Below are 16212 nucleotides of genomic sequence, written 5' to 3' on the forward strand. Positions count from 1 at the left end.
TAATTCCGGTTTGATAAGTTAGCAGTAAAACCACAGCATGATGTCGTTGGTTGGCAGTGCGATATGTTCAGGGGCCGGTGGCGGTGGTGCGCTCACTAATGTGCTTTGGTTCCAGCGCATTTCCCCAATATGGACATACTGATTTATAGTTGTTCGAACACCATATTCATACCGCCTGCATGTTGCGCCATAGGTATCAATTAATAGGTTTATCAGTGCCTTTTGGTTTGAGAGCATGTCGTCCGTCATTTCGATGGTGACAATATCCCAATCGCGCCCAGGTTGACGTTCGTCAATGCCTAAGATGGGAATACCAAGGCGTTCAAAAATATTAAAAATACCTCGGTTCATCCCTGCATCTTGCGCATTCTCAAAGGCGTAATGCACTCGTTTGCGGTAAATGAGTTCGCCCTCACCATCAAGTCGAGTGATTTTTCGCTCCCACGCCACGCAATCAACAAAAACCAAGTCACATGTTAGTAAGTCAAATTTAGTCAGTGAGATAAGCATCCATTGATGTACTCGTTCCCAAAATGATTGGCTCGCTGCTCTTAGCTTGTCGAGTTCACCTTTTTGCATCCAAAACGGCAACGTGACTTTCATAATGCGGCTCTAACATTGGTGAGGGTCAAAGTTTCAAGCCTGGCAATATTCAGTCCCAACTTAAAATCTCGTTCTGCAAAATACAGCGACTCAATAAGCGGAAAGTGGTTGCGAAGCTCTTGGTTTAGCGTGGACATACTGAAAAGCGTTAAGGGCCATATCAGCATGGCGTTGGGGTATGCTTGGTTTTCTCGAAAGACGCCGCGAATGTACTGTTCGATATCGTGAAATAACTGCGAAAGTTCATCGTCAGTTAAGTTAATCACCGGCAAAACGTCACAAGTGATCGTGACGTTCAGTTCTGGTAGCGCCATTGCTAACATGTCGTCCCCAAGTCCATGGTATCCATCTAAACGTACTGATTTATTAATGGCATCAAGAAAAGGTTGAGTGGGTATGCCGCTATCGAGAAGCAGGTACGCATTGGCGCTGCCAGGACCGCGAGGGGCATTTTTTTCGATATAGATTTGGCTGGTTTTTACGCCGCCAAATAACGACATTAAGCCTTTGTATTTGTCATCTATATACCAGCCGGACACCGAGGCAAACTGTGAACGATATCGCTCCCTTGCGTCATCATTTGATTCGTCATCAGCCCCAGGAGTGGTTAACCACTCCTCAGGGGTATATACGCGAATTAAACCAGGCAATGGCGTTTGTGGGATTTGATAATAGCCACTGGCGAGGTTGTAATGGCTGCCTGGGAATTCAGCGCGGCAATCAACCTTCGTCATGCCGATGTTTGCAGCAAGCCTTGTGTCATTGATAACGATAAGGCGGTACGGAATGCCATTAATGCGATCGGTACTAATCGTAAAACCAGCGGGTAGCAAGAGCTCTGGTGCGCCCCGTTCTCTTTCAAAAATGACGTAGCCTAACGCATGGCTTTGGGTTTTACGTGTCAACTTGACCGATTGAAGATAGAGATCTAAAAAGAAGCCGGTGGCCGTCTTAACAAATGACTGAGGCAGTATCGTTTGAAGAAGAAAATCAATTAACCACAAATACGGTTTTGAGATAATCCCACGCACCAAGCGCCAAAACGGGGAATATTTACCATCGTTATTAATCAAGCCGCCTTGTGCAATAACCTCTTCATCAAATACGGCTCTAATCGCCTCCTCTGTAGTAGGGATATTGGCGTTTTTAAGTACCTTCTTAAAGTCTGGTTTATCTACAGCCATGTGGTCACGTCTCCAAATTCATAGGTTGATGCTGTCAGTAGGCGGCCATTATTTAGCGGGGCAATCGTGCAAGTACCAGGAATAATCCTCAGATCCATTTCTGCTAACATGATAATGCGGTATTCAAGATCCGATATTTCAGTTGTGCTGCGTTCTGCAACCAGCTCAACGGCCAAGCCACTTTCTAAAATTGCATGCTTAATGTCCTGGGCTATGCAGACCGCATCTGTAATGATGATCGGGTTGCGACCTGCATCTAAAACCACATCCCCGTCTTCGATTAACCAGTCGCGATAAATTGAATTCATCATGGCGTTACCAGTGAGAAATAGTTCTGCATTTCTGACGGTGTAGGCGCACGCTGCGTTGATACGTTCACGGCGCCAATACTCATGCTATTGGTTTTGTTGTTTTGGCTGTTTTGAGTGAGCCACGTTGGCACGATGCTGTGTTCATTGCTTCGCTCAATATCTTTACTGATTGGAATGCCGTTATTGACTAATTGGATCTGCTCCTCAATCGATGCGGACAGGGTGCTACCGATTAAAGGTGGTGTGCTGTAATTAGGTTGCGCTGTGGCTAATGTCGGCAACGACTGCATATGCTCTGGCTTCATACCCGCGCCCACATTGTCTGTACTTGATGCCGTTCCTGAGCCAATGGAGAGAAAATCAGACGCTGTTGTCCACAGTCCTTTCATCATTTCCCAGGCACTGCCTAAGTAGTCAATAACCGAACTCAGTGCCCCCGTAATGGCATCTGCCCACGCGGTATTACTGAGTGAAGAGATGAGTTCCCCCCAGCCTGAAAGCCACTGTTTAACGATTTCCCACACCATGGACAAGGTTCCCGATAAGGTGCCGAAAGCCTCGATAATGGCTTGCCCCCATGTTGTATTGCTGAACGATGCAACTAAATCGTCCCAATAATAAATGGCTAAGCCAATAGCAGCACCTACAGCAATAAATGCAAGAGGGATCCAACCTATCGCCACAAGCGCAGTAAGGCCAAACCGTAACATTAACGGAATAATTTTCAGTAACGGGCCAACACCCCATTTCAGTACGGCCCATCCAAACTTAGCGAAAAACACAGCCCCTTTGAGGATTGCGCCCATGGCGATAACCGCAGTAAGAACAAGCATCCACTTTGTGAATGTCGCAACGGCGAAAGTGATATTAGGGAATGCAATCATCCATTCCTGTAGCGTGGTAATAGCGCTTGTCATGTAGGTGATCATCGGCATGAGCGCGCGGTCAAAAGCTTGACCAAAAATAATGCGCACGTTACTGGCTGATTGCCCGAGCTTATCCCATGGATCGCTAATTTTTGCGGCCATGGCAACCGCTTGATCCATGTTGGTAATGTCGCCGAGACTCGCAATGTTTTTGCTTAAATCATCCGTCTTCGTCCATAACCCTTGAATTAACCCAGAGGCCACCGTACCAAATGCTGTGTTTAGTTGGCCGACAACATCAACGGTGAGTTCATTGCCTAACTTTCCTTTCAATTTGTTAATAATGGCTACCATGCCAAGCGCTTTGCCATCGTCACCGGAAAAACTCAATCCCAGATTTTTTTGTGCATTGGGCATCGCATCCATAAAGCCAGCGTAAGCCGTCCCCGCAACACTGCCGTCCATACTGGATTGCATCATACCTAAAACGGCAAATTGCTCCGCTGAACTAATGTTTTGATTAGATGCTCTGGCGCCAACGCTTGCAAACGCCTCGTTCATGGCCGAACCCGTGGTTTTAAACATTTTAACGGCTACAGCTGTTTGCCCTGCTATTTGTTCAACCCACTTAGATTTCCCCATCTTATCTGCGCTACTTTGGAAAATGCCGTACATGGTGCCCATATAGTTGGTAATAGTTGCAGTATCGGCTTTCGTTGCGGTTGCGAGCACAGCGGAGGCATTGGTGAACTTAGCTAGCGTACTGCCTGATAAGCCACTAATGGCGGATTGAATATCATAAGATGCCCTGACAAATTCCGTGGCGGATTTACCATAAGTACTGGCAAAGCGCATCGCTTCTGATTGCACTGCATCCAGTGTTTTAGTGCCATCACCATCAAGCAAGGAGTTAAGTTCACCGCGCGCGGCATTCATTTCACGTGCGGGGCCAACTAAGGCAGAGACGGTTTGACCAGCCGCCCACACACCTAGACCGCCGGCTCCGATCCCTTTCATCGCATTGCTGGTTTCGCGCCCCATTCGTTGCATGCTTCGCATGCGATTGGTGACAGCATTAAAGCCTGATTGCGTTCTATCCCTAAGCCAGACGGAAAAGTTAAGTGAATTACTGCTCATGGTAATAATCCTTTGAGGTCGTCTGGTAAGGTTTGATCAAGAATGGCCTGTGCACAGGGGTCGTTCCATAGCAACGAAAGTGTTTGCGCAAGGCTTGACCGACTGAAGGCGAACTTAATTTAAGTCCGCCATTGCCTTTAATGATGTCAAAAATATCAGTATTCATGCGCTTGCCTATTTAAACAGTAGACCAGCGCCTTTGTTGACTGCCATGGTCATAGCATGGGTAAAGTGTTCATCAAGCCAGATAGCCTTTGCTAAACTGTCCACACAATCGGTTTCATGCGGTAAAAAGTGCGCTCGTAATGCTTGCGCCTGGCTTAATGAATTTTTGCGGTACGTGCCCACCATGGCGTTAACTAGTCCAGTGTTGAAGATACTTCCGGCGCGACCGCTTTAATGACTTTACCCATTGCAAAGTCGAGCATGCCCGGTACCTTGAGCAATTCCTGTAAAAAGTCGCGATCCTTTTTGATTGCAGTGTGCATCAAAAAGTCTTTAGCAGAAGCGGTTGGCGAAATTTTGCCTGTTTGAGAGGCGTTAATGAACTTGTTGTAGTCGGCCAATGACACGTCGAACGTCACCCCGTCATGAACTTTTGTACCATCGATCACCACGGGGACCACTACGCTCTTTGTGCCTTGCAAGCCCTTTAGTAATTCAATCGCTTCGTTTTTGGGTAGTGCTTTTTTTTCTTCATCGTTCATGATTTTTATCCTGGTTAAATTCAGTAATAAGGTTTTGCAGTCCTATCAGTTTTTCACGTAACGTGAAGTAGGCTTTATAGTTCTGCGTGATAATCGGTAACGCTAAATCAATGCGGTTTTGAGCAATAGCTTCATCACTTATCACCGCAAGCTCATTAGCCGGCTTAAGCATCAGTGACGCATCAACATTAATAACTTCTCGCGGTGGCTGCACGATTGTGGAGCTGCATCCACTGAGTATGATCAGGCTGGCAGTCAGGGTTCGTTGCCGGCTTAATAGTTTCCACATATCGGATCACCTCTTTTTCAATAGGCACAAACTGCGTTTGCACCTCGATGACTTTCTCGGCCGTTCTGGCATTGGCGGCGCGAATAGCCTTATTCAGCTCCTCGCGCTCCAAATTCAGTAACCGAGTTTGTTCTGCTTGTTTGAGTGCATGTTCTTGCTCTGTCACGCTGACGCCTCTGTCATATGCAAAGACGCACAAAAGCATGACCAATAATGCCGCGCCCCACACTTTAAGAGGGATCATACTTCCCCTAAGTATTCAAAGTGTGGGCCGTCATAGCTTCCACGTTGATGTTCGTCGCGACTGTCACCGTTCTGGTTCCAGTCACCGCCCCATCGAATACGAATACCAATGGATTTAGCCGCAGCAAACATTGCAGTAGCAACAATAGGGCATGCTTCCCAATCTGCGCCACCACCGACTTTTAACGGCGTTAAATCGACAGCATGGCAATAACCATCTTTTTGAATAATGTGCTTACTGTTTAGCGTCCAAGTCTTTTTGGGCGTACCGTAATACAACGCTTCTTGACGCTCTTTTGTGCGTACTGTTTCGCCCACTGAAAAATCAGACGTCGTGAGCGTGACAGCGATAGAGACACATGCGACAAGCCTTGGGTGAACACGGTGCAACCTTTCTAGGCTACGTTTACCAAGAAAAAACATAAGACTCCTTACTTCTTCCAAATTCGTTTTAGTGATTCTAAAAACTGCTTAGGATCGTTAGTTAGTTGAGTCGCTAACTTGTCGAGCATATCGACGATGTAGCGGTTTAAGTACGCGGCGGCGCCAACAGTCACCACTCGAATGTTCTCGGATACACCATAATCAATTAACAGTAAATTGACGGCATAAGCGACAAAGCCCGCAAGCGCAACGCCGCTGCAAATTGACTTAAACGAGTGTTGACTGTCTTTTAGTAGGCCTGCTGCACAGGCCAAAACAAACATTAAAATAAGCGCGCTACTTTCTTGTAATCGATATGCAAAATGCTCCATAAATCACCTAGCGCTGTGAGAGATGTGCAATCTCTTCACTGTCAAGATATGGCGTGCCGTTGATTTTGATAAAATCTCGGCCCGTGACTTCATAATCCACTTTGTGCATCATGCCATCACCGCCTTCTTTACCATCCACATCAAGTAAATTGGTGATCTTTAACATGCAGCCAAACGCCTCTACCTTGAGCTCAAGATCCGTTTTGGCGTACATCATAAAATCGAAGGGAGGGAGTTTGCGCCACGAACCGGCTTTGCGCGCTTCTTCTGATAAGCGGTTAAAGTTTTCGGTATTGAGTTCTATTGAACCTTTTGCGCCGACACTGCCACGAAGCCAGCCACTAGTAACACCGCGAGATTTAGCCGCCTTACTGTTGTCTTCAATATCTAATGTGATCTTGTCAATCGTGATATCGGTGTTACCAATGGTGACATCGATATTTAAGCCACTTAAGCTTGAACCTATAGACATAATTACTCCTCCTGCTCATCTTTGGATAAATCAATACCTACACCAATCGTAATGTCCTTTTGGCAACCAATTGGGCGAACGGTGACGTAGATTTCAGTTTTGTTCATGGTTATCCAGTTGATTTCAACCGCACTATCATTCGGTGGTTCTATTTCGCCTGGAAACTTCACGTTATTAATTAATACAGGCGCGGCCATGATAAGCAGTGGCTTCATATACAAACGCTTGTTGTTAGCCACGCTGTTTGGTGAGCTGTTAAGGCTTCGGTCGGCAATCGTAGGAATGGCAATTTTGTATACGTTACGACTGGCTTTTAGTGCCACGCGCAAATGCTCAATGACCTTAAAATCACCCGTTTCTAAATCAAATGTATTTCCGTCCGCCCAATACCAGCCCGCTTCACCAGGATAGGTTTGAGGCACAGAAAAACGCGCCTTATCCAGTTCTGCAAAAATAGTGTCTGGCATTGCCTCACCATCTTTACCGACAGAGGGTTGGCCCATGCCAAGAAGCGGCCCTGTTTTGACGCGCATAGGCGAATCGGCAATGGTCACGGCACGAGAGCAAAGGCGACCGGCTAATATGCCTAAGTCATTGCCAAATAATGACGGGGTACACACGACGTGTGAGCCAGCAAAATCGGCTACTAGCGCTTTTGCTGCGGCAATATAATCCGCCCAAGATTGTGCAGGGGTAATGGGGGCGAGTGTGGTTAACGCAAACATCCATCGCGCCATTTTTGATTCCATGGCCGCGATGGTTGCACTCACTTTGTTGAAGTCATCGATTGATGTCATTGGGTCGCAAATAACAATCCCTTCAACGTCGTTAAACTTAATCGCTGACTCAATCACTTTGTCCCACGAGCTATCAGATGCAACGCCTGCGATCACCGCTTGCCAACCTGCACCCGCATTAAGCTGAGCGGCCGCAACTTGAAAGTAAAGCGTGTCTATTGCTGGTGCCGTTTTTGCCTTTGACTTTGCTTCTACTGGCGCTACGTGAAACAAGGTAGCTAAATCCGTTTGCGCATTCACAAACGTTGTGATCCCACACAGTGTTGAATTAGCGGTTTTGCCAATAAAAAGTAATTGACGTTCCACTTCGTTTACTAAATTTTGGTTTTGATTACGGTTTGATACCGTGACTTTGCCTAGCATGCCTTACTCCATAACCCGCAATACTTCGCGAGTGATAATGTGTTCTGATTGCGAGGGGGGAAGCCCTAAGAATGCACGAGGTGCATTATCTATTTCCCATGACGTGCTCGGTTCGTGCCCGGTCAACGCTCGCCAAATAGCAAATAACTGACCTTCTTTAAGGTTGTCTATCACCCATTTTTGCGAGGGTCGTTTCCAGCGTTTACCGTTTGCGCTTTTAATTTTGTAACCGGCTTTCAACAACATTCGAGCTTGCCGCCTTGATGGTGCGCGGTCATAGTTTCGGTAGCGCCCCCTGACTTTCGACATTCGCTCACCATTCCAAGATTCAGATGGTGTGCCGTGTTGCTGAGTGTGAGCGATCCGCCCAGTAAGTGAGTTGCTATACCCGATATTCACATTGTTGGCGTTATTTTTGCTTCTCAGTTTTTTGGCAATATTAGGCAACATTTTCCGCCGCCCCTTACGCTTTTTAAGTCTGGGGGCAAACGCTCGACCATTCACGTCTCGTTGCTCACGTACATTTTTTCGAGCCTGGCGAATAACCGCGTTACCTATTCGTCGTAATGCCGCTTGTTCTTTAGAAAACGTTAACCGTCCACGCTCAAGGGCTTTCATGGCCTTATCAATTTCAGCTTGTGAAAATTCAACTTCCACGGTTAATGACCTTTCCAGACTCCGCAACATGAATAATAAAAGGCGCGATCACCCACTGCTTACCGCGATAGGTGATGTCGCCTTTCTCATCGTCGGTTACTCGCATTGCGATAGGCTCTGAAAATACAATTTTAATGTCCATGTCACTCAATGACGTGCTGTCATCATCGGCGTACGCATCAACGGTAATGTCTGGTGTGTCCAGCTTTTGCCGTTCACGCTCAGTGTCGTTTTCAGCAAGCCAACACATTGTCATCGCCATTAAAATGCGCGGGTCAATTAATGCGGCGGGTAACGATTCGAACGAAAATACGCAGGTATAAACAAATCGCGCCGCGATCACGCCATCACCTAGATCTTTAAATGACGGCAATAATGAACCACCCTCAATAAAGCAATCAAACTTATCTTTACCGGTTGGGCCTAAGTGTTTGGTTAGCGCCGCTTTATAAACGGTAGCCAACGCGGCCATGTAAGTGACATTGCTCATAACAACTTAACCGTGGCGATAGTGCGCCCAAGAATGTTTCTCACAGCCATTTGTGATAGCGACATCAGCGCAGTGTGCGTATCGCGACTTTCTTTCGCTATTGAGGCGGCTTCATCCCTTCGCTCTAATGTAGCGAAGTGAACCAGCAAGGTTGCTTTAGCCCGCTGAAAAACAGCCTGGTAATATGACGCCACATGCACACTCTTACCGTCGATTTTCATGCCGACATCCGAAAGTTGTGTGTAACCATCATTAAAACAGCGCTCCCGAAACGCGTATAACTCAATGCCGATGCCAGCCATTGACGCGATTAACATGTTGCGTTGTTGTTCCATGCTGTATTCAGGTGGAATTCGGCATTCGCGCTGAAAGGCAGAGACTGATACATCAGGCCAGAAACCATCGTTTGTGATCACATCGTCAATCGGTGTATCAGGTACTTTTATATCTTGAAACATGCTCAATCCTTAGAGTGAGCCGGAACAGTATTCGCAACATTTGCCCCTTGGCGATTGTAAATACGTCCGGTCACAGTGGGTTGGGAGTCGTTACTCGGTTTCCGCTTCTAGCGGAAGCCCTAATTTCAATAGGCGCTTATCGATCTCATCAATTCGAACGGACACACCGACCTTGCTATAGCACTTCATCGCTTCTTGAAATAATGTTTTTGCGGCATATAAGCGTTCAGGCTCTGATACATGGATCACTTTTAACTTATGCGCCCCTAAAGCCATTAGCCCCGCCAGCTTTAAGTATTTAGCCGTGATTTGATCAAAGAGGTTCCAATCACCAGTGACACGAGTAAACATGTCCCTAAAGTAAGGCTCGGTGCCTTGGCCTAATCGCCATTGTGCTTCAGCCCAATCAAACAGGGTGTCTGCCATAAAGGTGGGGATATCAGGCTTAAACCCCTCCGGCATAGTGCCGCCATGCGTAATGCAATGAAGCCCTAATGTGATGGCTTTTTGAATGTCACCGCAATCAAACAGCCACACCATTAACGAGGCGGCAATATCAAGCGGCAGCGCTTCTCGTTCAAAAAGGTGCGCGTACTGATGAAGATTTCGTGCTTTGTATTCGTTCTTTTCAGCGATTTGTTTAATGTTTTTAAGGGCCGCGGCATCTTTTTTAATTGATGCGCGCACCACATCCCATTCACTTTTATTGCTTAACGGCGCAGCAACCACGTCAACATCACCACTGGCTGACAGCAAATGTTGAGTTGCATTAATCACAGCGATCCGCTGCCTACGTTTTTGTAGTGGTGACGTCATGGGGTTACTCGCTTATGCCGTGATAATTAACTTGGCTTTGCTGTATGCGTTGCCGTATGGGCCAATACATTCAACAGACACTTCGTATTCACCAGCGGCTAAGCCGGCTTCAATTACGGTGCGGTTTTCATCGGTCACTGCATGAGTTTGACCGTTGATGCGCCAGTGATAAGTTGATGTGTTTGTTGCCACAACAGAGAGCGTGATTTCCGTGTTAACGGCGACGGTTTTCTCAATCAATCCTGTGGTGATTTGCGGCTCGTCTGGTCTATTGGCGTAAGAGCCTATCACCACGATGCTTTCATCGAACGCTGCGTACTTAGTCGGCTCTTCAACCATGTTGCCTTCCATGCGCCATAGGAACGATTCAACACGACCTTTGTCATCGTTGTCTTTTAACTTGCGACGACGTGTGCCTTTTTGAGTGTAGATGGCCAAGTTTTTAAGCGTGGTAACGACCATTCGCTTACCAGGGAAGTACGGCACGACATACGCAACACGACCTGCAATAGACTTATCCAATTGCTGCGCAGCGTTATGCTCTGTCGGTTTATCAGCTTGACTGTAAAGGCGGTATTGCGCCGCAGCAATCAAGTCGCGACCAACTAGCACCACTAAATCGGGGGCATCTCGGAACTCAGGCGCTAAGGTGTTGTTGATTAGGTCTGACGCCATTGCATCTAGTGTATTGTAATCAGATTGCAGCACACCATTGGCATCGCGAGTGGCGTCGGGGTCAAAGTAAACTTCTGCGTCAGCATCATCTAACTGTGCGCCAACGATTTGAGCGGGGGCAACACGTTTAATACGTGCATGCCAACCTTCGTTAACATCTTCCCCGTTAGGGTACTTAATCGGATCGGTAATTTTTGCAGCGTGGAGGCCGTTCCAGGCTACGCGCAACATGTCATTACCAATTTGTTGAGTGAAATAAGCCCATAGCTTCTTCTCGAACTCTTTTTGACTGCCCACGTTTGCCCATTCGGCGAGGCGTGCCCAAGTGATATATACAACGCTATCAACAACGGATAGCTTGTATTCATAGGCATCAAGTTCTGGAGTTGTACCTGCAAAGCGATCTACGCCACGGCCAGTTGATAATTTATCGCTGCCAACAGTGACCGCTTGGCCTGCTATTTGGAGCACATCAACCATGCTGACACGTTTTAAGAAACTGTTCTCTTCCATGATGGCAGAGCGTAATTTCGTTTCTTTTGGTGCATCTACCGAAAAGTAAACACCTTGCTTACTCAAGCTATAAGTCGTTTGAGTGCGAGCAAGAAGTTGCGCGACTTTTTTCTCAGTATCTTGATCTTTAAATAATACGGTAGCCATTGTGGCCTCTTAAATTTGTAAGTGATTAGAAAGTGAAATAACTCGAATTACACGTATTCGTGGTCAGCGCCTCCACCGGTGTTATCACCACCTGCGGTGAAGTTAACGGCGTTGACCTTGGCATCTTTAAATTGTTGCGCAAACACTTCAAATTCGGCGCGAGTCACCACGGCCGCACCACCTTCGGGAACATTGTCACCCGTTGGCGTTTCTTTGCTAAAACTGAAACCCTGCGCTTTTAGTAATTCTTGAGCTGCGAGCAATTCAGCTTCACTGCTTACTTTGCTAACGCTGTAGCCGTTTGACTTAAGCAGTTCTTCGGCGGTTTTCAGTGCATCGGCGTCAGGCGCTTTACTTAGTGAAAAACCTTGCTTTTCAAGTAATGCTTTTGCGGCATCAAGCTCGCTTGGTGGCGGGGTTTTAGGGTTATGTTTTGAAAATAATGCCCCCATTTCTTTCGCTAGATCCGTTTTTAGCGAAGTAAAACGACCGTCCAATTTTGTGTCTAATTCACTTTCTGTCATCTCTAATTCCTGCTCTGTGTTTGGGGTGTGATGTTCACCACTAAATAATCGCTTAACGCGTGAAAGAAACTTGGCATCATCTTCAACGGCGTCCATATCAGCCTCACTAAATTGAAAATCAGTGCGTGAAAAATCACCCGTGATGAGCGTTCCATCTTTTGGTGTGCTTGCAAATTTGAGTTGTTCAGTGCCAACGGCCGCAGGCGTGGGGGTGACAGCTAACGCCTTTAAATAGCATTGCCCTTTGCCACGAAAATCCAAATCCAAACTCATTGAGGTGAATAGAATTTCCTCGCGACTCATGCCTATAAGGCTTTTACTAGGCTCGATATTGGCAAGCAATGTGGCAACGCCTTCTTTATCTTTACCAAGCTTAACTTCAAGCACTTTGCCGTAGGTGCCATACCAGCGCGGATCCCAGTGGTTAAGGTCAAGGACTGCGGTATAGACACTAGCGTCATAACCTTCAGCCGCCTCTTTTAGCCAAGACTCTTTAATTTCTCGACCATCGACAGTTGAACCGGCAGTACCGATGACAATAAAGCCACTTTGTAATGGCATAACTACACTCCTCTATTCTGATGCAATGATGATACGCCAGGATAAGAGCCGCAGGCAGAGTGAGAGGTTGTGACGGTGGGAGTTTACAACTTTAAAAACAAGAGGTTGCGTGTTTGCGCCTATACACTATGGCACATGAAAGAAAACCGTAAAAGTCGATATTCAGAAGACATTAAACAGCAGGCCAAAGACCTGTATTTGGCATGCCTGACCCCCAAGGAAATTGCTGAACATCTTTCAATCAATAGTGTTAGAACAGTATACAACTGGATCAATAGCGAATGCTGGAACACATTGTTATCGGCATTTAGCGTACAAAAACAACTAGAACAGCGTATTACGCAGCTCACCAACCGCGATCTAAAAAAGAAAACAGAACTTGATGAAATCGACCGTCTTGTTGCGAACCTCATTAAGTTGCAAGCTGCTAATGCAAAGCTGCGTGAGCACGATGTATCGCTTCGAGAACGAGAGGCTGCTATTGCGAACGGTGGCTATGGCGCAGCTGCTGGCGAAACGGGCAATAAGAAGAAAAAGAAAAAACGAAAGAATGATATTCCAGATATTGACGATCCACGTTGGCAAGACTGGATTAGTTGCCTCTACAGTTATCAGTTGGTGCATTTTCAGGCTCGCCACCTTAAAGAGCGCTGGACCATTAAGTCACGTCAAATCGGTTTCACGTTTGAGGCCGCAGGCGAAGCACTTCATGTGGCGGTGGAGACGGGCCGCAACCAAACCTTTTTATCTGCGTCAAAGGCGCAAGCTTATGTATTTAGATCTTACATTACCAATCTAGCAGAGAAGTATTTTGGCATAGAGCTTAAGGGCGATCCCATTCGCTTACCCAACGGGGCCGAATTGCGCTTTATTGGCACTAACCGAAATACCGCGCAATCCTATAGTTCAGATTTATACATCGATGAGGCGTGTTGGATAGGTAAATTCGAGGGGATTTACGAAACAGCCGGCGCAATGAGTACCTTAAAAGACCGCCGTATCACTGTTTTTTCAACGCCATCCACTCGTCAGCATGGCGCTTATCGAGTGTGGTCTGGTGCGTACTGGAAGAAAGGCGATGCCACTCGCGCCGATATTCCATTCCCCTCAAAAGACACGCTACGTAAACACCCTCAAGTGTGTCCCGATAAGCGCTGGCGTTACGTTGTTACAGCGCAAGATGCTGTAGATGGCGGCAACCCTAATATTGATATTGAGGACTTGCGGGAGAGATGCAGTAAAGATGCGTTTCAATATCTTTATTGCGGCGAGTTTATTGATGAAGCGGACAGTCTTTTTGCACTGAGTGCGCTCACTAAGTGCATTAGAGATAATGGCTGGTCAGATGTTGACTTATCGTCAACACGGCCGTATGGCGACAACCCTGTCGCTATTGGTTACGACCCCGCAAGAACGGGCGATTTAGCTAGGTGTTATGTACTCAGTATTCCGCAAACCAAAGCGGAGGCGTTCAGGGTACTTGAGTCGTTTGAATACAGGGGCTTTCATTGGTCTTATCAAGCCGAACAGATAAAAAAATTAACGGAACGCTACAACGTCCAACATATCGGTGTGGATTGCAGCGGTATTGGTAGCGGTGTGGCTGAAATGGTGCAAGCCTTTTTCCCAAGGGTGATGAAGATTGCATACACCCAGCAAAGCAAACAAACGTTAGTACTGAAAGTGATGGATTTGATTAGTACTAGCCGGCTTAAATGGCCAGCGACATTTGAAACCATCGCGCCCTCCTTTATGGCGATTAAGCGAAAACAAACAGGCCACGGAACAATGACATTCGCCGCTGACCGAACAGAAGAAACGGGGCATGCGGATGATTTTTTCGCAATTGCACATGCTGTTGCATGCGAGGGGTTAAATGCCAGCATGCAGCGACAATCAACGATACGAGTAAATTTATAATGGCCAAAAAGGGAAAGAAGCATTTCCATGCAAAAGAAACCGAATTACAGCAATCGTCGTCAACTGCATTCGAGTTTGGTGGGATTGAGCGAGTAGATACCACTAATCCTGCTGCATGTGCAGATGTTGAGTTTGATGAGGGTGAGCAGTTTTACACGCCACCGATAGAGCCTGATGCATTATCAAAACTCTTGACGGCGAACTCCTATCACGGGGCGATTGTTGAGGCACGTACTCGTATGCTGTCTAAAGATTATGTCGAAACGCTCGGTTTACCTTTTTTTGACATGATGAATTTGTGTAAAGATTTAGTCACCTTTGGCAATGGTTATCTACAGGTATTTAGAAACGCCTTTGGCACACCGGTTAAGCTTGGCCATGTGCTATCTCAGTACACTAGAAAAGGAAAAGCTGACCGCTTTTGTCGGCTCAATGATGATGACTCTCGCACATGGTATCGCCCTGGTGAGATATATCAAATCAAGCTCTATGACACGCGTCAAAATATTTATGGTTTACCTGATTACTTATCAGGGATTGAATCGGCACTCTTATCGCAAGATGCAACACAGTTTAGGCGCCGGTATTACAAGAACGGCATGCACATGGGCTTCATTTTATATATGACCGACCCATATCTAACGCCCGAAGCAGAAGATGCTTTAGAAGATGCACTCAAGAAATCGCGCGGGGTAGGCAACTTCTCATCGATGTTGATCAACATACCAGGCGGACAGGAAAAAGGGGTGCAGTTAATCCCTGTTGGCAATATTGGAACCAAGGATGAATTTGAAGGCATAAAAAAAATGTCTTCTCAAGAAGTGATTGTGGCGCATCGCTACCCGGCAGGTCTAAGCGGTATTTTACCGCCGGAGGGTTCAAGTCTTGGCAACCCTCTTCAGTATGGTGAAATGTATTTTGAAAATGAAGTGAGGCCGATGCATAAACTCATCGCGGGAATAAACATGCACCTACCATCAACAATGCACATCAAATTTGAACAACCAATAAGGGCGCAATAATGGCGACAAAACCAAAAATGGCACTGGATACTTCATGGCAAATTTGTCCAGGCTCAACGGGCCATCATGGCGCGGTGCAGAATCAATCTGAAAGTGGTGTGATGATTTATCTCTATGTCACTGAGGTGGGTAACACGCCTCCGGAGCAAGACGGCATTTTACTCGATGCGATGGTGCGCACCTTGCCCATTCGGGTGGGTGCCAATGAAGTGATGCATGCCCGCACCGCGGTAGGCGTTGGTTACGTGAGGTTGATATGAGTGGGAATATTGCGAGCTTAAGCAATGAATCGAGCGTGGTGGATTTAACTCATCTATCGGCACAAATCGCTGATTTAAACAATGAGGTGCATGCGCAGCTTAATGGCAAATGCACATTAACAACCAGCACAGGTGAATTAACGACGGTAAGCGATGGCGTAGGCCGTCCACTGTATGAACCCATTAATACAGTTACCTATCAACTGTTGTTCGAAACGGATATAGGTACTCATTATTTCAGTCAAAAATTCACTGTTATTGATTTAGACAGTCCAGCACAGCGCAGTAATTTTATATTTGTCAGAACGGGTAGAAGTTTTCAGGATGCGCTAACCATTGGCTGGTCGCCGCTGATTGGGCTCCCACGAGGTGATGTGTATGTTGACGGGTACGTTCGCGCAACTCATGACTTTGAAATAATTGATTATATAGAGGAATAAAA

The 16212-nt window shown here is 46.6% G+C and carries 22 protein-coding genes; 4 read left to right on the plus strand and 18 right to left on the minus strand.

What is annotated here, in order from left to right; genetic code table 11:
• Positions 1 to 18: 18 nt before the first annotated feature.
• From HWQ47_RS26565 to HWQ47_RS26650, 18 genes are all read right to left on the minus strand, one after another.
• A complete protein-coding gene (locus tag HWQ47_RS26565) occupies positions 19 to 603 on the minus strand; it encodes a hypothetical protein (RefSeq protein WP_269968929.1) in 585 nt (194 codons plus the stop codon).
• A complete protein-coding gene (locus tag HWQ47_RS26570; protein ID WP_269968930.1) occupies positions 600 to 1787 on the minus strand; it encodes a baseplate J/gp47 family protein in 1188 nt (395 codons plus the stop codon). The genes HWQ47_RS26565 and HWQ47_RS26570 overlap by 4 nt, the downstream gene beginning before the upstream one ends.
• On the minus strand, positions 1778 to 2098 hold the full coding sequence (locus HWQ47_RS26575) for a DUF2590 family protein (RefSeq protein ID WP_269968931.1): 321 nt from the start codon (positions 2096 to 2098) through the stop codon (positions 1778 to 1780). Before HWQ47_RS26575 ends, HWQ47_RS26570 begins: the two co-directional genes overlap by 10 nt.
• Positions 2095 to 4101, minus strand: a complete 2007-nt coding sequence (locus HWQ47_RS26580; protein WP_269968932.1) for a phage tail tape measure protein — start codon at positions 4099 to 4101, stop codon at positions 2095 to 2097. The genes HWQ47_RS26575 and HWQ47_RS26580 overlap by 4 nt, the downstream gene beginning before the upstream one ends.
• Before the next feature lie 174 nt (positions 4102 to 4275).
• Positions 4276 to 4452: a DUF6890 family protein gene (locus HWQ47_RS26585; RefSeq protein WP_269968933.1), complete on the minus strand. Its 177-nt coding sequence runs from the start codon at positions 4450 to 4452 to the stop codon at positions 4276 to 4278.
• Positions 4453 to 4460: 8 nt separating this feature from the next.
• Positions 4461 to 4808: a putative phage tail assembly chaperone gene (locus HWQ47_RS26590; RefSeq protein ID WP_269968934.1), complete on the minus strand. Its 348-nt coding sequence runs from the start codon at positions 4806 to 4808 to the stop codon at positions 4461 to 4463.
• Positions 4798 to 5022 (minus strand): hypothetical protein, encoded by a 225-nt coding sequence (locus tag HWQ47_RS26595; RefSeq protein WP_269968935.1) that lies wholly within the window; start codon positions 5020 to 5022, stop codon positions 4798 to 4800. The genes HWQ47_RS26590 and HWQ47_RS26595 overlap by 11 nt, the downstream gene beginning before the upstream one ends.
• Entirely contained in the window at positions 4997 to 5341 is a 345-nt protein-coding gene (locus HWQ47_RS26600; protein WP_269968936.1) for a hypothetical protein, read from the minus strand. Before HWQ47_RS26600 ends, HWQ47_RS26595 begins: the two co-directional genes overlap by 26 nt.
• A complete protein-coding gene (locus HWQ47_RS26605; protein WP_269968937.1) occupies positions 5338 to 5763 on the minus strand; it encodes a M15 family metallopeptidase in 426 nt (141 codons plus the stop codon). Before HWQ47_RS26605 ends, HWQ47_RS26600 begins: the two co-directional genes overlap by 4 nt.
• Positions 5764 to 5771: 8 nt before the next feature.
• Positions 5772 to 6095, minus strand: a complete 324-nt coding sequence (locus tag HWQ47_RS26610) for a hypothetical protein (RefSeq protein ID WP_269968938.1) — start codon at positions 6093 to 6095, stop codon at positions 5772 to 5774.
• Between the two features lie 7 nt (positions 6096 to 6102).
• Positions 6103 to 6567 carry a phage protein gene (locus tag HWQ47_RS26615; protein ID WP_269968939.1) on the minus strand — a complete coding sequence of 155 codons (465 nt, stop codon included), beginning with the start codon at positions 6565 to 6567 and terminating at the stop codon, positions 6103 to 6105.
• Between the two features lie 2 nt (positions 6568 to 6569).
• Positions 6570 to 7727: a DUF2586 domain-containing protein gene (locus HWQ47_RS26620; protein ID WP_269968940.1), complete on the minus strand. Its 1158-nt coding sequence runs from the start codon at positions 7725 to 7727 to the stop codon at positions 6570 to 6572.
• 3 nt (positions 7728 to 7730) lie between these two features.
• Positions 7731 to 8384 carry a hypothetical protein gene (locus tag HWQ47_RS26625; protein WP_269968941.1) on the minus strand — a complete coding sequence of 218 codons (654 nt, stop codon included), beginning with the start codon at positions 8382 to 8384 and terminating at the stop codon, positions 7731 to 7733.
• The gene (locus HWQ47_RS26630) at positions 8374 to 8874 is read right to left on the minus strand and encodes a phage tail protein (RefSeq protein WP_269968942.1); all 501 of its coding nucleotides are present in this window, start codon (positions 8872 to 8874) and stop codon (positions 8374 to 8376) included. The genes HWQ47_RS26625 and HWQ47_RS26630 overlap by 11 nt, the downstream gene beginning before the upstream one ends.
• On the minus strand, positions 8871 to 9332 hold the full coding sequence (locus HWQ47_RS26635) for a head completion/stabilization protein (RefSeq protein ID WP_269968943.1): 462 nt from the start codon (positions 9330 to 9332) through the stop codon (positions 8871 to 8873). Before HWQ47_RS26635 ends, HWQ47_RS26630 begins: the two co-directional genes overlap by 4 nt.
• A 90-nt stretch (positions 9333 to 9422) precedes the next feature.
• The gene (gpM, locus tag HWQ47_RS26640) at positions 9423 to 10148 is read right to left on the minus strand and encodes a phage terminase small subunit (RefSeq protein WP_269968944.1); all 726 of its coding nucleotides are present in this window, start codon (positions 10146 to 10148) and stop codon (positions 9423 to 9425) included.
• Between the two features lie 12 nt (positions 10149 to 10160).
• Positions 10161 to 11483 carry a phage major capsid protein, P2 family gene (locus HWQ47_RS26645; RefSeq protein ID WP_269968945.1) on the minus strand — a complete coding sequence of 441 codons (1323 nt, stop codon included), beginning with the start codon at positions 11481 to 11483 and terminating at the stop codon, positions 10161 to 10163.
• A gap of 47 nt (positions 11484 to 11530) precedes the next feature.
• Positions 11531 to 12568: a GPO family capsid scaffolding protein gene (locus tag HWQ47_RS26650; RefSeq protein WP_269968946.1), complete on the minus strand. Its 1038-nt coding sequence runs from the start codon at positions 12566 to 12568 to the stop codon at positions 11531 to 11533.
• A 135-nt stretch (positions 12569 to 12703) separates the two neighbouring features.
• On the opposite strand from HWQ47_RS26650, the gene HWQ47_RS26655 reads away from it, so the two are divergent.
• The 4 genes from HWQ47_RS26655 to HWQ47_RS26670 are packed head-to-tail and all read left to right on the plus strand — an operon-like array spanning position 12704 to position 16210.
• Positions 12704 to 14488 carry a terminase large subunit domain-containing protein gene (locus HWQ47_RS26655; protein ID WP_269968947.1) on the plus strand — a complete coding sequence of 595 codons (1785 nt, stop codon included), beginning with the start codon at positions 12704 to 12706 and terminating at the stop codon, positions 14486 to 14488.
• Complete coding sequence (locus HWQ47_RS26660) at positions 14488 to 15510, plus strand: phage portal protein (protein ID WP_269968948.1); 1023 nt, start codon at positions 14488 to 14490, stop codon at positions 15508 to 15510. Before HWQ47_RS26655 ends, HWQ47_RS26660 begins: the two co-directional genes overlap by 1 nt.
• Positions 15510 to 15770 carry a hypothetical protein gene (locus HWQ47_RS26665; protein WP_269968949.1) on the plus strand — a complete coding sequence of 87 codons (261 nt, stop codon included), beginning with the start codon at positions 15510 to 15512 and terminating at the stop codon, positions 15768 to 15770. Before HWQ47_RS26660 ends, HWQ47_RS26665 begins: the two co-directional genes overlap by 1 nt.
• Positions 15767 to 16210: a hypothetical protein gene (locus tag HWQ47_RS26670; RefSeq protein ID WP_269968950.1), complete on the plus strand. Its 444-nt coding sequence runs from the start codon at positions 15767 to 15769 to the stop codon at positions 16208 to 16210. The genes HWQ47_RS26665 and HWQ47_RS26670 overlap by 4 nt, the downstream gene beginning before the upstream one ends.
• The last annotated feature ends 2 nt before the right edge of the window (positions 16211 to 16212 follow it).

The sequence above is a fragment of the Shewanella sp. MTB7 genome, assembly GCF_027571385.1.
GTDB lineage: Bacteria > Pseudomonadota > Gammaproteobacteria > Enterobacterales > Shewanellaceae > Shewanella.

Excerpts from the sequence above, each read along its gene's own strand:
- HWQ47_RS26665 (WP_269968949.1), top strand. The coding sequence starts at position 15,510 with ATGGCGACAAAACCAAAAATGGCACTGGATACTTCATGGCAAATTTGT.
- HWQ47_RS26655 (WP_269968947.1), top strand. The coding sequence starts at position 12,704 with ATGAAAGAAAACCGTAAAAGTCGATATTCAGAAGACATTAAACAGCAG.
- HWQ47_RS26650 (WP_269968946.1), bottom strand. The coding sequence starts at position 12,568 with ATGCCATTACAAAGTGGCTTTATTGTCATCGGTACTGCCGGTTCAACT.
- HWQ47_RS26570 (WP_269968930.1), bottom strand. The coding sequence starts at position 1,787 with ATGGCTGTAGATAAACCAGACTTTAAGAAGGTACTTAAAAACGCCAAT.
- gpM (WP_269968944.1), bottom strand. The coding sequence starts at position 10,148 with ATGACGTCACCACTACAAAAACGTAGGCAGCGGATCGCTGTGATTAAT.
- HWQ47_RS26610 (WP_269968938.1), bottom strand. The coding sequence starts at position 6,095 with ATGGAGCATTTTGCATATCGATTACAAGAAAGTAGCGCGCTTATTTTA.
- HWQ47_RS26660 (WP_269968948.1), top strand. The coding sequence starts at position 14,488 with ATGGCCAAAAAGGGAAAGAAGCATTTCCATGCAAAAGAAACCGAATTA.
- HWQ47_RS26585 (WP_269968933.1), bottom strand. The coding sequence starts at position 4,452 with ATGGTGGGCACGTACCGCAAAAATTCATTAAGCCAGGCGCAAGCATTA.
- HWQ47_RS26620 (WP_269968940.1), bottom strand. The coding sequence starts at position 7,727 with ATGCTAGGCAAAGTCACGGTATCAAACCGTAATCAAAACCAAAATTTA.
- HWQ47_RS26590 (WP_269968934.1), bottom strand. The coding sequence starts at position 4,808 with ATGAACGATGAAGAAAAAAAAGCACTACCCAAAAACGAAGCGATTGAA.
- HWQ47_RS26635 (WP_269968943.1), bottom strand. The coding sequence starts at position 9,332 with ATGTTTCAAGATATAAAAGTACCTGATACACCGATTGACGATGTGATC.
- HWQ47_RS26645 (WP_269968945.1), bottom strand. The coding sequence starts at position 11,483 with ATGGCTACCGTATTATTTAAAGATCAAGATACTGAGAAAAAAGTCGCG.
- HWQ47_RS26615 (WP_269968939.1), bottom strand. The coding sequence starts at position 6,567 with ATGTCTATAGGTTCAAGCTTAAGTGGCTTAAATATCGATGTCACCATT.
- HWQ47_RS26600 (WP_269968936.1), bottom strand. The coding sequence starts at position 5,341 with ATGATCCCTCTTAAAGTGTGGGGCGCGGCATTATTGGTCATGCTTTTG.
- HWQ47_RS26580 (WP_269968932.1), bottom strand. The coding sequence starts at position 4,101 with ATGAGCAGTAATTCACTTAACTTTTCCGTCTGGCTTAGGGATAGAACG.
- HWQ47_RS26605 (WP_269968937.1), bottom strand. The coding sequence starts at position 5,763 with ATGTTTTTTCTTGGTAAACGTAGCCTAGAAAGGTTGCACCGTGTTCAC.
- HWQ47_RS26575 (WP_269968931.1), bottom strand. The coding sequence starts at position 2,098 with ATGATGAATTCAATTTATCGCGACTGGTTAATCGAAGACGGGGATGTG.
- HWQ47_RS26630 (WP_269968942.1), bottom strand. The coding sequence starts at position 8,874 with ATGAGCAATGTCACTTACATGGCCGCGTTGGCTACCGTTTATAAAGCG.
- HWQ47_RS26565 (WP_269968929.1), bottom strand. The coding sequence starts at position 603 with ATGAAAGTCACGTTGCCGTTTTGGATGCAAAAAGGTGAACTCGACAAG.
- HWQ47_RS26670 (WP_269968950.1), top strand. The coding sequence starts at position 15,767 with ATGAGTGGGAATATTGCGAGCTTAAGCAATGAATCGAGCGTGGTGGAT.